General features: G+C 73.7%; 11 protein-coding genes. All 11 read right to left on the reverse strand.

Features of this window, described 5'->3' with window-relative positions:
- Nucleotides 1-32 precede the first annotated feature (32 nt).
- The gene (locus tag G3T38_RS04900; RefSeq protein WP_163770945.1) at nucleotides 33-1,196 is read right to left on the reverse strand and encodes an acyl-CoA dehydrogenase family protein; all 1,164 of its coding nucleotides are present in this window, start codon (nucleotides 1,194-1,196) and stop codon (nucleotides 33-35) included.
- A gap of 2 nt (nucleotides 1,197-1,198) precedes the next feature.
- On the reverse strand, nucleotides 1,199-2,386 hold the full coding sequence (locus tag G3T38_RS04905) for an enoyl-CoA hydratase-related protein (RefSeq protein ID WP_163770946.1): 1,188 nt from the start codon (nucleotides 2,384-2,386) through the stop codon (nucleotides 1,199-1,201).
- 61 nt (nucleotides 2,387-2,447) lie between these two features.
- Nucleotides 2,448-3,641: an acetyl-CoA acetyltransferase gene (locus tag G3T38_RS04910; protein ID WP_206675781.1), complete on the reverse strand. Its 1,194-nt coding sequence runs from the start codon at nucleotides 3,639-3,641 to the stop codon at nucleotides 2,448-2,450.
- Entirely contained in the window at nucleotides 3,638-5,041 is a 1,404-nt protein-coding gene (locus tag G3T38_RS04915; RefSeq protein WP_174267610.1) for an OB-fold domain-containing protein, read from the reverse strand. Before G3T38_RS04915 ends, G3T38_RS04910 begins: the two co-directional genes overlap by 4 nt.
- Nucleotides 5,038-6,249, reverse strand: a complete 1,212-nt coding sequence (locus G3T38_RS04920; RefSeq protein WP_163770947.1) for an acetyl-CoA C-acetyltransferase — start codon at nucleotides 6,247-6,249, stop codon at nucleotides 5,038-5,040. Before G3T38_RS04920 ends, G3T38_RS04915 begins: the two co-directional genes overlap by 4 nt.
- A 51-nt stretch (nucleotides 6,250-6,300) precedes the next feature.
- Nucleotides 6,301-7,584, reverse strand: coding sequence for an acetyl-CoA hydrolase/transferase family protein (locus tag G3T38_RS04925; RefSeq protein WP_163770948.1), 1,284 nt, complete (start codon nucleotides 7,582-7,584; stop codon nucleotides 6,301-6,303).
- A complete protein-coding gene (locus G3T38_RS04930; RefSeq protein WP_241728468.1) occupies nucleotides 7,581-7,880 on the reverse strand; it encodes a hypothetical protein in 300 nt (99 codons plus the stop codon). The genes G3T38_RS04925 and G3T38_RS04930 overlap by 4 nt, the downstream gene beginning before the upstream one ends.
- A 34-nt stretch (nucleotides 7,881-7,914) precedes the next feature.
- A complete protein-coding gene (locus tag G3T38_RS04935; RefSeq protein ID WP_163770949.1) occupies nucleotides 7,915-8,508 on the reverse strand; it encodes an aromatic-ring-hydroxylating dioxygenase subunit beta in 594 nt (197 codons plus the stop codon).
- Nucleotides 8,508-9,776: an aromatic ring-hydroxylating oxygenase subunit alpha gene (locus tag G3T38_RS04940; protein WP_163770950.1), complete on the reverse strand. Its 1,269-nt coding sequence runs from the start codon at nucleotides 9,774-9,776 to the stop codon at nucleotides 8,508-8,510. The genes G3T38_RS04935 and G3T38_RS04940 overlap by 1 nt, the downstream gene beginning before the upstream one ends.
- Entirely contained in the window at nucleotides 9,773-11,494 is a 1,722-nt protein-coding gene (locus tag G3T38_RS04945; RefSeq protein WP_163770951.1) for a class I adenylate-forming enzyme family protein, read from the reverse strand. Before G3T38_RS04945 ends, G3T38_RS04940 begins: the two co-directional genes overlap by 4 nt.
- A 61-nt stretch (nucleotides 11,495-11,555) precedes the next feature.
- Nucleotides 11,556-13,220, reverse strand: coding sequence for a class I adenylate-forming enzyme family protein (locus tag G3T38_RS04950; RefSeq protein ID WP_163770952.1), 1,665 nt, complete (start codon nucleotides 13,218-13,220; stop codon nucleotides 11,556-11,558).
- Between the last annotated feature and the right edge of the window lie 82 nt (nucleotides 13,221-13,302).

A 13,302-nucleotide genomic window follows, 5' to 3' on the forward strand; every position in this document is an offset into this window, starting at 1 on the left:
TCCGGGTAGCGCTGCGTCGCAGCGCGCGTGGGTCAGTAGGAGCGGGGCAGCCCGAGCGAGGTCTGGGCCACGAAGTTGAGCACCATCTCGCGGCTCACGGGCGCCGTGCGCATGAGGCGCGTGACGAACCACATCTCGGAGAGGCCGTACTCGTGGGCGAGACCGTTGCCGCCGTGGGTCTGGATCGCCTGGTCGAGGGCCTCGAGCGCGGCCTCCGAGGCGACGTACTTCGCGATGTTGGCCGCCTCGCCGCTGGCGGAACGGCCCTCGTCGAACTCGCGGGCGCTGTGCATGGTGGCGAGCCGGCCGACCTCGACCTTCATGTGGCAGTCCGCGAGGCGGTGGGCCACGCCCTGGTGCTGCCCGATCGGCACGCCCCACACCTGACGGCCGTTGGCGTAGTCCACGGCCTTGGAGATCGCGTAGCGACCCACGCCCCCGCAGATCGCGCCGACGAGGATCCGCTCGGGGTTGAGGCCCGTGAAGACCTGCCGGAGGCCGTTGCCGGCGGTGCCGACCAACGCCTCGGGCCCGACCCGCACCTCGTCGAGGAAGACGGTGAACTGCTTGTCGGGGGAGACGATCGACGTCGGGATCTCCTGGATCGACAGACCGGGGGCATCGGTCGGCACGAGGAAGATCGAGAGCCGCTTCTTCTCGGGCGTCGAGTGGTCGGCGTCGCGGCAGACGAGCAGCAGCGCCTCGGCCTGGTCGATGGCCGAGATGTAGTACTTCTGCCCGGAGATCACCCAGCCGTCGCCGTCGGCCCGGGCCGTCGTGCTGACCTCGTGGCTGTTGGAGCCCGCGTCGGGCTCGGTGATGCCGAAGGCGACCTTGCGCGAGCCGTCGGCGATCCCCGGCAACCACTCCCGCTTCATCTCCTCGCTCGCGTGCGCGGCCAGGACCGAGCCGACGATCGCCGGCGAGATGACCCAGATGAGCATCGGCATGCCGTGCGCGGCGAGCTCCTCGACGACCACGACGGCCTCGGCCATGCCGCCCCCGCCCCCGCCGTGCTCGACGGGCAGGTGCACGCCGAGCAGACCGGCGCTGCCCAGCTCGTCCCACAGCTCGTCGATGTGGCCGCCCTCGCGGCCGCGCCGCAGGAAGTAGTCGGCGCCGTAGCGGGCGGCGATCTTCGCCACGCTGTCACGGATCGCGCGGTGCTCCTCGATGTCGTTGACCAGGCCAGGCATCGTCAGGCTCCTTCGAAGGTGGGTCGCTGCTTGAGGCGGAAGGCCGCGATCGCCCCCTGGGCGTCACGGGTGGCCGCGGTGAGCCGCAGCTGGTCGATCTCCTCGCGGAGGTGGTCGGACTGGCTGCGGGTCCACGCGTCGCGGAGCAGGGCCCGCATGGAGGCGTGGGCGCGCGTCGGCCCCGCGGCGAGCCGGCGCGCGCGCTCGAGGGCGACGTCCTGCAGCCGGTCGGCCGGCACGATCTCGGACACGAGTCCCCACGCCAGGCCCTCCTCCGCGGAGATGGGGCGGTTCTCCAGCAGCACCTGCGCCGCGCGGAGGGCGCCGATGCGGCGCGGCAGGTGCCACGAGCTGCCGCCGTCGCCACTGAGGCCGAGGGCACCGAAGGCGGTCACGAAGCGGGCATCGGGGGCGGCGAGGACGACGTCCGCGGCGTAGACGAACCCCAGGCCGCCGCCGGCCGTCGATCCCTGGGCCGCCGTCACGACCGGCACGCCGTGCCGGGCGAGCCGGCTGAAGCCCTCGTGGAAGGGGGTGACCATGCGGGCGAGGAGGTCGGGCAGGTCCTCGGCCGCCACCCCGCCGAAGTAGGCGATGTCGCCGCCGACCGTCAGGTCGCTGCCCGCGCCACAGACCAGCACGGCCCGCACGGCGGGGTCGGCGACGATCCGTTCCACGACGACCAGCCACTCCTGGGCCAGCCGCAGGTCGATGGCGTTGCGGACCTCGGGGCGGTCGAGCCGCACGACGGCCACGCCGTCCGCGACCTCGAGGTCGATGGTCGCGAGCGGCGAGCCCAGCGCGTCCCGCCACGCCGCCGTGTCGGTCACCTGCTCGAGGCGCCGGATCCGGCCGCCCTCGACCTGGAGGACGTGGACGTACGCCGCCTCGACCGGCCCGCCGCGACGCGCGGAGCCGCGGTAGGTCCCCGTCACCGCGACGCGGCCACCGGACCCGACGACGATGTCGGCGGGTTCGGGCGTCACCGCGAAGTGGCGCCCGATGGTCCACCACCCGTGCTCGCGCATGGACGTGCGGTCGTGCTCGCGCCCGCCGATGCCGAGCGGCATCCCGGTCGCGAACCGGCCGGAGAAGTCCTCGGCCAGGACGACGTCCAGGGCGTCCCGGTCCCCGGCCGCTAGAGCGCCGTAAAACCGCGCCACCAGGGCCGCTACCTCGTGCTCGTCCATGACACCTCCTTTTTTGAAGATAGATTAAATGCCACCGGCAGGTCAAGGGATCCGGACGGGATCAGCAGGGTCCCGGCTCCCGCCCGACGACGGACACGAAGGAGACGCACCCGCCGGGACGCCCGCCCAGGTTGTGGGTGAGGGCGGTGCGCGGGTCGTCCAGCTGGCGCGGGCCCGCGTCGCCGCGCAGCTGGAGCCAGGCCTCGTAGAGCATCCGCAACCCGCTCGCCCCGACCGGGTGACCGAACGACTTGAGCCCTCCGTCGACGTTGACCGGGAGTCGGCCGTCGGCGTCGAAGTGCCCCTCGAGCACGTCGCGCCACGCGCGGCCGCCGTCGCTGAACCCCAGGTCCTCCATCAGCACGACCTCGGTCGGCGTGAAGCAGTCGTGCACCTCGGCGAGAGACAGCTGCCGACGGGGATCCGTGATCCCCGCCTGGGCGTAGGCGTCCCGCGCGGCGTGGCGCACCTCGGGGAAGGACGTGAAGTCGTAGTCGGGGTCCATGCCCCCACGCATCGGGCCGGCCGCCAGTGCGAGGGCCTTCACGAAGACCGGACGGTCCGTGTAGTCGTAGGCGTCCTCCGCCCGCACGACGAGGGCGGCGGCCGCACCGTCGGACACCCCCGAGCAGTCGAGCACGCCGAGGCGTCCCGCGACCTTCGGGGCGGACTCGATCTTCTCGCGGGAGACCTCCGCCCGGAACTGCGCCTTGGGGTTGCGCGCGCCGTTGACGTGGTTCTTCCACGCGACGTGGGTCATCGCCGCGCGCATGTCGCCGGGGTCGACGCCGTGGCGGGCGCAGTAGGCCGGGTCGAGCAGCGAGAAGGCGGCCGGAGCCGTCACCGACAGCTCCGACGCGGTCCCGTCGGCGGGCGGGTCGGCTCGCAGGAGCCCGGAGAAGCCCGAGTCCTTCAGCTTCTCGACGCCGACCGCCACCACCCGGTCGTAGGCACCCGAGGCCACCGCGTAGCAGGCGTTGCGGAACGACTCGGACCCGGTGGCGCAGTAGTTCTCGACACGGGTCACGGGCTTGTACTCGATGCCGAGCGGCCGGCTGAGCGTGAGACCCGACTGACCGGACCCCAGCGTGCCCAGCCACCACGCGTCGACGTCGTCGCGGAAGATCCCGGCGGAGCCGAGTGCCTCCCCCACCGCTTCGACGAGCAGGTCGTCGGTGGAGCGGTCCCACAGCTCTCCGAACCGGGTGCACCCCATGCCGACGACAGCGACCTTGTCGGCGATCCCTCGGCTCACGCGTCCTCCTCGGTCGGTGCGGCGGGCAGGACCCGCGCTTTCCAGAAGTAGTTGTGCACGCCACCGGCCGTGGACAGGCGGCGGAAGACGAGATCGACCCGGCTGCCGACCCCGACCGTGGCCGGGTCCGCGTCCGCCACCTCGAGGGTGCAGCGACCACCGCCGTCCAGGTCGACCACGACGTCGACGACCGGGGGCGAGGGCGAGTAGGCGAGGCGATCTACCGTGGAGGTCGCGACGGTGCCGCGCAGGTCGGCCGCGTCGACCGGCGCCATCGCATCGGTGGCGCCGCAGGAGCGGCACACCCGCACCGGCGGGAGGTGGACGAACCCGCAGACGGTGCAGGCCGCGCCCACGAAGCCGAACTTCCACGCCACTGCCCGCGCCGACGCCGGGGCCGCGGGGCGGTCGGGCTCGGGTCGGCGCGGCAGCTCACGCTCCAGCAGCCCCCGCCAGGCGAGGTACGTCGTGTGGCGCACCTCGGTCCCGCCCTCGGCCTGCGCGGCCACCGCGGACGGTCGCCGCCGGGCCAGCGCCGGACCGGCCCGCAGCACCACCGCGTCGCAACCGTCGGCGGCCGACACCACGAGCACCGTCTCGCCGGGCGTGGCCACGTCGAGGGCCGCGGCGACGGCGAGGAGCGGGTCGGTGGCTCCTGCGTGACCCAGCGGCGTCGGCCGAGCGCCCTCGAGCAGGGCCCTTGCCCGCTTGGTGACCGCGGCGTTGGGGCTGGTGACGACGACGTGGTCGGCTGCGGCGATGCCGGCCTGCCGCAGCGCCTCGGCCGCTGTGGCACGGACGAGCGCGGCGTACCGCTCGAAGCCGAAGCGCTCCTCCCAGACCTCGGCCGTCGGCGCCGACGGCAGCCGCCACCGGTCGAGCAGCTCCTCGGTGGTCGCCCCGAGAGCGAGGACGTCGGCGACGACCTCGTCGGCGGTCACGGTCGCTCCTGGCGGGGCGAGCAGCAGCGCCGCTCCGTAGTCGGCTCCCGTGCGCTCGTCCCCCGACCCGGGGCGACCGACCCGCACGTCGCCAGCGGCGACGAGCCCGCCGGTCGCCAGCGCGGCCCGGAGCGCGGCGAAGACGGAGCGGGGCGAGCCCACGACGTCCCCGGCGAACGCGGAGGCAGGCAACCGCAGCGCTGCGTGGAGCGCCGAGGCGTTGGTCTTGTCGAGGTAGGGCGGCGTCGCGGTCACGAGGTACGCCGCGGGCACCGCCGCCGATGCCTCCGGACCCGCGAGGGCCAGCGCCGCGCGGGCAGCGGCCACGGCCATCGTCGTGGCGTCCTCGTCGAAGGAGGCGACCACCCGCCGCCCGCGGATCCCGGCGTCGGCGCCCAGGCGCTGGACCGGGACGTGGGAGCCGTGCGCCAGCACCCGCCCCAGCGACGTGGCGCTCATCGGCCCACCCCCTCGAACAGCGCAGCGAGACCCTGGCCGCCACCGATGCACATCGTCTCGAGCCCGAGCCCGCCGCCGCGCCGCCCCAGCTCGTGCAGCATGGTCGTCAGCATCCGGACCCCGGTGGCCCCGATGGGGTGACCGAGCGAGATCCCGGAGCCGTTGACGTTGAGCCGGTCCTCCACCTCGTCGAGCGGCACCTCCCAGCCCTGGAGCACCGCGAGCGCCTGCACGGCGAACGCCTCGTTGAGCTCGATGAGGGCCAGGTCGTCGAAGGAGTGGCCGGTGCGGGCGAACAGCCTGCGCGTCGCGGGCACCGGACCGATGCCCATCGTCGCCGGCTCGCAGCCGGCGGCCGCCCACCCGAGGAACCACCCCATCGGCTCCAGGCCGAGCTCGTCGAGCACGTCCTCGGCGACCACGAGGCAGGCAGCCGCCGCGTCGTTCTGCTGGCTGGAGTTGCCGGCCGTCACGGTGCCGTCGGGCAGCAACGGCCGGAGGCGGGCCAACGTCTCGGGCGTCGTGTCGGGACGCACGCCCTCGTCGCGGTCGAGCACGACGGCATCGCCCCGGCGCTGGGGCACCTCGACGGGCACCACCTCGGCGTCGAACCGGCCCTCGTTCCACGCGGTGGCCGCGCGGGCGTGGCTGCGGGCCGCGAACGCGTCAGCTGCCTCCCGCGCGATCGCGTGCTGCTCGGCGAGGTTCTCGGCCGTCTCGACCATGCCGCTGATCGGGCCGAACCTCCACTCCGGCTGCGAGCGCTCCCGGCCTCGGTCGAGCCGGTCGTAGAGCACCTGGTTGCCCGAGCGCGAGCCCCAGCGGGCGGTCGTCGTGTAGTGCTCGATCGTGCTCATCGACTCGACGCCGCCGGCCACGACGACGTCCGCGGCGCCGGTCTGCACGGCCATCGCCGCGTCGATCACCGCCTGCAGTCCGCCGCCGCAGCGGCGGTCGACCTGGTAGCCGGGCACCGTCACGGGAAGACCCGCGTGGAGGGCGACCCACCGACCGATGCACGGCGCCTCGGAGCTCGCGTAGGACTGCGCGAGCACGACCTCGTCGATGCGCTCGGGGTCGACGCCGGAACGGTCGACCACGGCGCGCACGACGTGGGCGGCGAGGTCCTCCGCGCGGACCGGGCGGAGGGTTCCCCCGAACGCCCCGACGGGCGTGCGGAGGGGCTGGACGATCGCGACGCGTCGCATCACTGCTCCTCGTGGGTGTGACGGTGGGCTGCCAGGGCGGCAGGGGACGGTTCAGGCGTGGGCCAGCAGGCCGGCCGCCTCGGCCTCGAGACGGGCCCGGTGGGCGGGGTCGGCGATCGCCAGCATCCGCTCGACCCGCTGGCCCAGGGGAAGCCCGCGGAGGTCCGCGACGCCGTGCTCGGTGACGACCACCAGCGGCTCGCAGCGGGGGGTCGAGGTGGGGCCGCCGAGGCGGTGCACGATCCGGCTGCGCTCCCCGGCGGTGGACGGGAGCGCGACGACCGGCACGCCCCCGGGCGAGGCGTGGGCTCCCCGCAGGAAGTCGACCGCCCCGCCGACCGCGCCGACGTACCGTCCGCCCGCGGACTCCGCGTTGACCGCCCCGGTCAGGTCCACCTCGATCGCGGCGTTGACCGCCACCAGCCGGTGGCTGGCGGCCAGCACCCGGGGGTCGTGGGTGTACGTCGTGGGGCGCAGCGCCATCCCGGGGTTGCGGTCCGCCCAGGCGAAGAGGCGCCGGGTGCCGCCGAGGAGGCCGCCGACCACCGCGCCGCGGTCGAGCGACTTGCGGCGACCGGTCGCGACGCCGGCGAGCACCAGGTCGAGGGCCGCGTCGTTGACGATGCCGGAGTGGATGCCGAGGTCGCGGTGGCCGTGCAGGTGCCGGAGCACGGCCTCGGGCAGCCCGCCGATCCCGAACTGCAGGGTGGCGCCGTCGGGGACGAGCTCCGCGACCCGGCGGGCGACCGCGTCGACCTGGGCGGTCGGCGTCGCCGGTGCCATCTCCCCCGGTGGCTCCGCGGAGCGGACGGCCGCCGTCCAGTCGCCGGGGGCCACGGTGCGGGCACCGGGGGTGGCCGGCACGTGGGGGTTGATCTCGGCGATGACCACCCGCGCGTTCCCGAGCGCCGCGGAGAAGTAGTCGTCGGCCAGCCCCAGGCTGTGCCGGCCGTCGGGCCCGGCCTCCGACACCTGGACGAGCACCACGTCGGCGGCCAGTCCCCCCGTCGTCAGCAGCTGCGGCAGCGCCGAGTAGTGGACCGGCCAGATCTCCAGACGTCCCTCCGCGTGGAGCCGAGCGTTGGAGCCGGCGCCGCAGTAGGAGTGCACCGCGAGCGAGCCGTCCGGCGGCAGCGTCGTCGCGGTGAGCTCGGACGCCGCCGGGATGCCCACGAAGCAGCGCAGACCACCCACCTGCGGTGCCTGCTCGATCAGGCGCCGCACGAGGCTGCGGGGCTCGGCGCAGGCCTGGCCCCACACGACGGTGTCACCCGGGCGCAGGAGCGCCGCGAGGTCGAGGTCGGAGGCCGAGGACGCGACGGGGGTCGCGTTCACCCCCGCCACCGGTCGGACGACGGGTCGAGCAGCTGCGTCAGGTGCCCCTCGGGCAGCCACACCACCGCCTCGAGCTCCAACGCGTCGAGGTGGCGGACGCGCCCCGTGCGCAGGTCCTCGATGCGGAGGCGCACCGAGTTCCCCTCGTGGTCGAGGTCCACGGACACGCTGGCGAACTCGCTTTCCACCACCGGCCCGACACCGGGCACGACGAAGCGGCCGGTGCGCATCGAGCCTCCGGCCACGATGTCGTGCTGGGGGCCGGCGGACGGGTCGGGGATCGCGGGATCGGTCATGTCACTTCTCCTCGGGGGGTCGGGGGGCGCGGGCTCACACGAGGAACGCGAGCGTCGGGACGGGCTTGTCGTTGTCGACCAGCACGACCTTCTTGAACGCGAGGCGGATCTCGGCCGCGCCGTCGGGGCCGGGCTGCCGACGGAGCCGGTAGGTCGTGCGGCCCGCCCACAGCTCGTTGCCGCGCGGCTTCGACTCGACGGCGAGGAAGTTGGCGCCCACCTCGAGGTCCACCCCACCCGCGTGGTTGGGCCGACCGCCCAGCAGCTCGACGTTGCCCACGACACGACGCAGGTGGGACGGCGGGGCCTGGGCATAGCGCTTGCCCGTGCGCACCTGCTTCATCCGGGTCGCGATGCGGTTGCGGTTGTCGAAGATGATCGACACCTCGCTGAGGGGGTCGGTGCCGGGACCGCCCGCCGGCACCCAGTAGAGGGCGTCGTCGGTCCAGAGCGCCTCCCACGCGTCGTACTCGTTCTCGTCCGCCAGACGCGCCTCGCGGTAGAGGAAGTCCTCCACCTCGGCGCGGGTCCACCCGTCCGGGACCGGCCCGAGGGGCCCGGCACCCTCCGTGGACGGACGGGCCGTCGTCGCCGCGCTGGCGGCCAGGGGGGCTGCGGTCTCGGTCATCAGGCCTCCATCAAGGACTTGTAGTGCTTCCAGAAGCCGCGCATGCCCGTCTCGTCGGTGGCGGCGCCGATCGTGAACCCGTCCTCGTCGACCCGCTCGCGCACGAGGCCGCGGCTCACCTCCAGCCACTCGGGCTGGAGGGCCTCGACGCCGCGCTGGTTGCGCTCGTACATCTCCGTGTCGTCCGCGAGCAGCATCCCCGCGGGTCCGACGGAGCCGATCGACTGCGACACCATCCGCCGGTTCAGCTCCGGGGCGCCGTCGAGCTGGACGGCCGTCGAGTACTGCACGCACTCGCCCGTCGCCACCGGCTGGATGTTGAACACCTGGATCTCGGCGATGAAGAGGTTGGGGAACACCATGACGTGGGGCGCCCCCTCCACCAGGCGCCGGCGGGCGTCGTCGCCGTACGCCGCCTCCATGCGCGCGACGTAGTCGGGGACGCGGTCCGGGGTCGTGCCGAACCAGCGCATCGGCTCGTCGAAGCCCCGGAACTCCGGGCGCAGGTCGTTCTCCGAGTGCCCGCCCCCGAGGTTGCGGGTGACCGCGGTCGAGGCATCGCTGTAGAGGGCGCCGATGGGGCTGCCGGTGACCCCGAAGATCGAGCCGTGCACGAACTGGGGGTGGTAGCCGTCGGTCTCGTTCTCCGCGAGCAGCTTCCAGTTGGCGCGGGTCTTGTGCTGGAGCCACCCGGCCGTCAAGGACACGGAGCCCTCGGGCGAGAGCCCGACGAGGCGGTCGATCTCACCGGCCGCCGCACCGAGGTGCTCCTCGAGGCTCGGCCCGTCGGCGGCGAAGCTGCCGAACACGAACCCCTGGTACGACGCGACGCGCGGCACGCGGCCCATGCCGAGCTCGAGCTTGTTCTTCCCGCCGTACCCCTTGTTGTAGGGGTAACCCAGCAGCTCGCCGGTGTTGCGGAAGGTCCACCCGTGGTAGGGGCAGCGGAAGGAGCTGGAGTTGCCCTTCTGGTCGTCGCACACCTGGTTGCCCCGGTGCGCGCACCGGTTGAGGAGCAGGTGCACCTCGCCGTCCTTGTCGCGCGTCATGACGACGTCCTGCATCGCGAGCTTCTTGCGGACGTAGTCGTTCGGCTGGGGGACCTCGCTCTCGTGCCCGACGAACACCCACGTGGTGTGCCAGATCTTGGCCAGCTCCTCCGCGAAGATCGCGGGGTCGGTGTAGAGCGACCCGTGGACCCTGTCGGGGAGGATCAGGCGGTCGTAGCGGGTGCTGGTCCCGCTCGACGTGGTCGGCACAGCGGTCATGACGGCACTCCTTCGTGGTGCGCGAGGCTCTGGACGAGCCGGAACTTCTGGACCTTGCCGGTGGGCGTGGTCGGGAGGTCGGCGGCGTCGAGGAAGACGACGCGCTTGGGGACCTTGAACCGCGCCAGGCGCTCCTTGGCGTGGGCCAGGAGGTCGGCCTCGGTCGCCGTGGCACCCGGCACCCGCACGACCACGGCGCAGCCGATCTCGCCCCAGCGCTCGTCGACGAGGCCGATGGCGTAGACCTGGCTCACGGCCGGATGAGCCGCCAGGACGTCCTCGACCTCCTTCGGCATGACGAGCTCGCCGCCGCTCTTGTAGAGCTCCTTGCTGCGGCCGGTCAGCACGAGGTAGCCGCGCTCGTCGACCCGCCCGAGGTCGCCGGACCGCACGCGGCCGTCGGGGAGCATGGCGGCGGCGGTCTCCTCGGGCTTGCCGTGGTAGCCGATCATCATCGTCGGCCCGGCGGACACGAGCTCGCCGGTCGCTCCCGACGGGAGCGGCTCCCCCGTGAGCGGATCGACCGTGACGTAGGTGCACAGCGTGCCTGCCCCGGGCACGCCGGCCGCCCCGGCGAGCTTCGGACGCCCCACCGTCGTCGACGTCAGGACGAGCTCGTCCTCGGGGAGCGTGAGCGTCATCGCCCCGCCGCACTCGGTCATGCCGTAGCCGGTGACGATCTCGCTCACCGCGAACTCGTCCCGGACCGTCTCCCAGAGCCAGACCGGAGCCGGCGCGGACCCGCAGAGGACCGCCCCGAGCGACGACAGGTCGTAGCGACCGCGATCGGGGGCCTCCACCATCGCCACCGCCATCGTGGGCACGCAGAGGATGTCGTCGGCCCGGTGGCGCTCGATGCCCTCGAGGTAGCCCGTGGCGGAGAAGGACGTCTGCATGATCGCGGCACCACCGACGAAGGTGCAGGACAGGATGCCCTCGACGTACCCGAACATGTGGTAGCAGGGCAGCGAGAACAGGATCCGGCGGCCGTCGCCGAACGCGCGGGTCAGCGCGGACGCGTAGGCGGTGCGCAGCACCGCGTCGTGGGTGACGAGCACGCCCTTCGGCGACCCGGTCGAGCCCGACGTGTAGAGCATGTCGGCCACGTCGTGGGGCCCGTGGCCGGCCGGCTCCAGCTCGCCGGGGACGGCTCGGCCGAGCTCACGGAGACCGTCGAGCGAGAGGAGGCCGTCGGCGACGGAACCGTCGGGGGCGAGCACCACCACCCGTCGCAGGGCCTCGGGGCCCGCGGCCCCGGCGGGCCGCTCGGCGAAGGCGGGGTCCCGCCACGCCGGCACGATCTCGTCGAGCATCTGCAGGTAGTCGAGACCCGAGAACGCGTCCATCGTGACCAGCACCTCGCAGCCCGACTGGTCCAGCACGTAGGCGAGCTCGTCGCGGCGGTAGAGGTAGTTGAACGGGATGGCGACGGCGCCCAGCCGCGCGATGGCGATCTTCAGCGGCACGAACTCCGCGACGTTGGCCAGGACCATGCCCACCCGGCTGCCCCGGCGCACCCCCAGCTCACGCAGGCCGCGGGCCAGCTCCCGGGACTCGGCGACCACCTCCGCGTACGTCGCCGTGCGACGGTCGGTGACCACGAGCGGCCGGTCGGGGTACGCCGCGGCGCAGCGGTCGAACCAGGCATCCAGGGTGAGCGGCTCCCACACGGGGAAGCGCTCCGCGAGGCGTGCTCGACGCTCGACGATCGATGTCATGCGGACTCCTTAATCCATATTAGATTAAAACACCAGGTCGAGGTCGGCAAGGTGGCCGCGCTCAACCGACCAGCTCGCGGAGACCGTCGATGCCCCCCGCGCGCAGCTGGTCCGCGAGCCGGAACTTCTGCACCTTCCCGGTCGGGGTCACCGGGAGCGCCTCGGCGACGAACCAGCGCGCCGGCACCTTGTGGGGCGAGAGGTGGTCCCGCGCATGGGTCCGCAGGCTCTCCAGCAGACCCTCCCGCTCGTCCCGCAGCCGCACCACCGCGCCCACCTGCTCCCCCAGCCGCTCGTCGGGCAGGCCGAGCACCGCCGCCTCCAGGACGTCGGGATGGGTGACCAGGACGGACTCGATCTCGGCCGGGGCGATGTTCTCCCCGCCTCGGATGATGAGGTCCTTGAGCCTCCCGGTCACGGTGAGGTAGCCCCGCGCGTCCATCGAGCCCAGGTCCCCGGTGTGGACGAAGCCCTCCCCGTCGACCGCCGCCGCCGTCGCGGCCGGGTCGTGCAGGTACTCCACGAGCTGCTGGTAGCCGCGCGCACAGATCTCCCCCCGCTCGCCGGCCGGCACCACCGCGCCGGTCACGGGGTCCACGACCTTGACCTCCACCTGGGGCAGCGGGTGGCCCACCGTCGTCAGCTGGTCCTGCCGGTCGTCGTCGGGCCGCGTGGCGCTCAGCACCGGCGCCAGCTCGGTCTGGCCGAAGATGTTGAGGACCGAGGCCCCGAAGACCCGCTCCGCCGCCTCGATCATGCTCGCCGGGAGGTTGGAGGCTCCGCCCATCACGAGGGGCAGGCGAGGAGCGGGCTCGGTGGCGGCGCGCTGTGCCTCCAGGAGCGCACCGAGGATGGCGGGGACGAACAGCAGCACGTCCGGCTCGTCCGCGCGGAGGTGGACGAGGACGACCGAGGGCACGAACTGCTCGATGATGCGCACGACACCCCCGGACCACAGGGGACCGAGAACGCTGACGACGCACCCCGCGGTGTGGAACATGGGCAGCGGGCTCACGACCTTCGCCTGCGCCGGCGCACCGACGTGCTCCATCGTGAGCCGGGCGACGTTGACGAGGGACCGGTGCCGCAGCAGCACGCCCTTGGGGTTCCCCGTGGTGCCGGAGGTGTACTGCAGCATCACGGGCAGGTCGGGGTCGGTGGGGCTCGCGGCGAGCAGCGCCTCGTCCGCCTCGTCCGCCCGCCAGCGGTCCCGCTCGCGGAGACTCACGACGGTGAGCCCGGGGAAGAGCTCCGCCATCCGACCGGCGACGGCCGCCATGTCGTAGTCACGGCTCCTGTCGGCGTGGAGGAGCACCGCGCTGCCCGAGTGCCGCAGCGCGTACTCGAGCTCGCGGTCGCGCAGCACCGGGTTGAGCGCCACGAGACGCACGCCGGCGATCGCTGCGCCGTACTGGACCACGGGCCACTCCACGACGCTCGGCGCCCACAGTGCGACGTGGTCGCCCGGCCGGGCGAGCCGGAGCAGCGCGGTGGCGACCCGACGGGCCTCCGCGTGCAGCTCCGCGTAGGTCAGACGCACCTCGCGGCCGTCGCCGTGGCGGGCGCCGACGAGCGCGGGGCGGTCGGGCAGCTCCGCCGCCCGGAGGGCGAGGAGCCCGCCGACCGTCAGGTCGACGAGGTCCACGCTGCGGTCGGCGGGCAGGTAGGAGACGCCGTCGGCGACGGTGGGCGGCGAGGTGACGGCCTCGGCGGCGGTGGGGACCATCGGGACCTCCGGGATACGGGGGGTGGGAGCGGACGGGACGGGAAGCCGGGACGGGGAGCGGGGACGGGGACGGGGACGGCGA

Origin of the sequence: Nocardioides zeae (assembly GCF_010686755.1) — a bacterium.
GTDB lineage: Bacteria > Actinomycetota > Actinomycetes > Propionibacteriales > Nocardioidaceae > Nocardioides > Nocardioides zeae.

What these genes read in the sequence shown, in the direction of transcription:
- G3T38_RS04900 (WP_163770945.1), bottom strand. Translation starts at nt 1,196, where the DNA reads ATGCCTGGCCTGGTCAACGACATCGAGGAGCACCGCGCGATCCGTGAC.
- G3T38_RS04920 (WP_163770947.1), bottom strand. Translation starts at nt 6,249, where the DNA reads ATGCGACGCGTCGCGATCGTCCAGCCCCTCCGCACGCCCGTCGGGGCG.
- G3T38_RS04945 (WP_163770951.1), bottom strand. Translation starts at nt 11,494, where the DNA reads ATGACATCGATCGTCGAGCGTCGAGCACGCCTCGCGGAGCGCTTCCCC.
- G3T38_RS04950 (WP_163770952.1), bottom strand. Translation starts at nt 13,220, where the DNA reads ATGGTCCCCACCGCCGCCGAGGCCGTCACCTCGCCGCCCACCGTCGCC.
- G3T38_RS04905 (WP_163770946.1), bottom strand. Translation starts at nt 2,386, where the DNA reads ATGGACGAGCACGAGGTAGCGGCCCTGGTGGCGCGGTTTTACGGCGCT.
- G3T38_RS04915 (WP_174267610.1), bottom strand. Translation starts at nt 5,041, where the DNA reads ATGAGCGCCACGTCGCTGGGGCGGGTGCTGGCGCACGGCTCCCACGTC.
- G3T38_RS04930 (WP_241728468.1), bottom strand. Translation starts at nt 7,880, where the DNA reads ATGACCGATCCCGCGATCCCCGACCCGTCCGCCGGCCCCCAGCACGAC.
- G3T38_RS04935 (WP_163770949.1), bottom strand. Translation starts at nt 8,508, where the DNA reads ATGACCGAGACCGCAGCCCCCCTGGCCGCCAGCGCGGCGACGACGGCC.
- G3T38_RS04940 (WP_163770950.1), bottom strand. Translation starts at nt 9,776, where the DNA reads ATGACCGCTGTGCCGACCACGTCGAGCGGGACCAGCACCCGCTACGAC.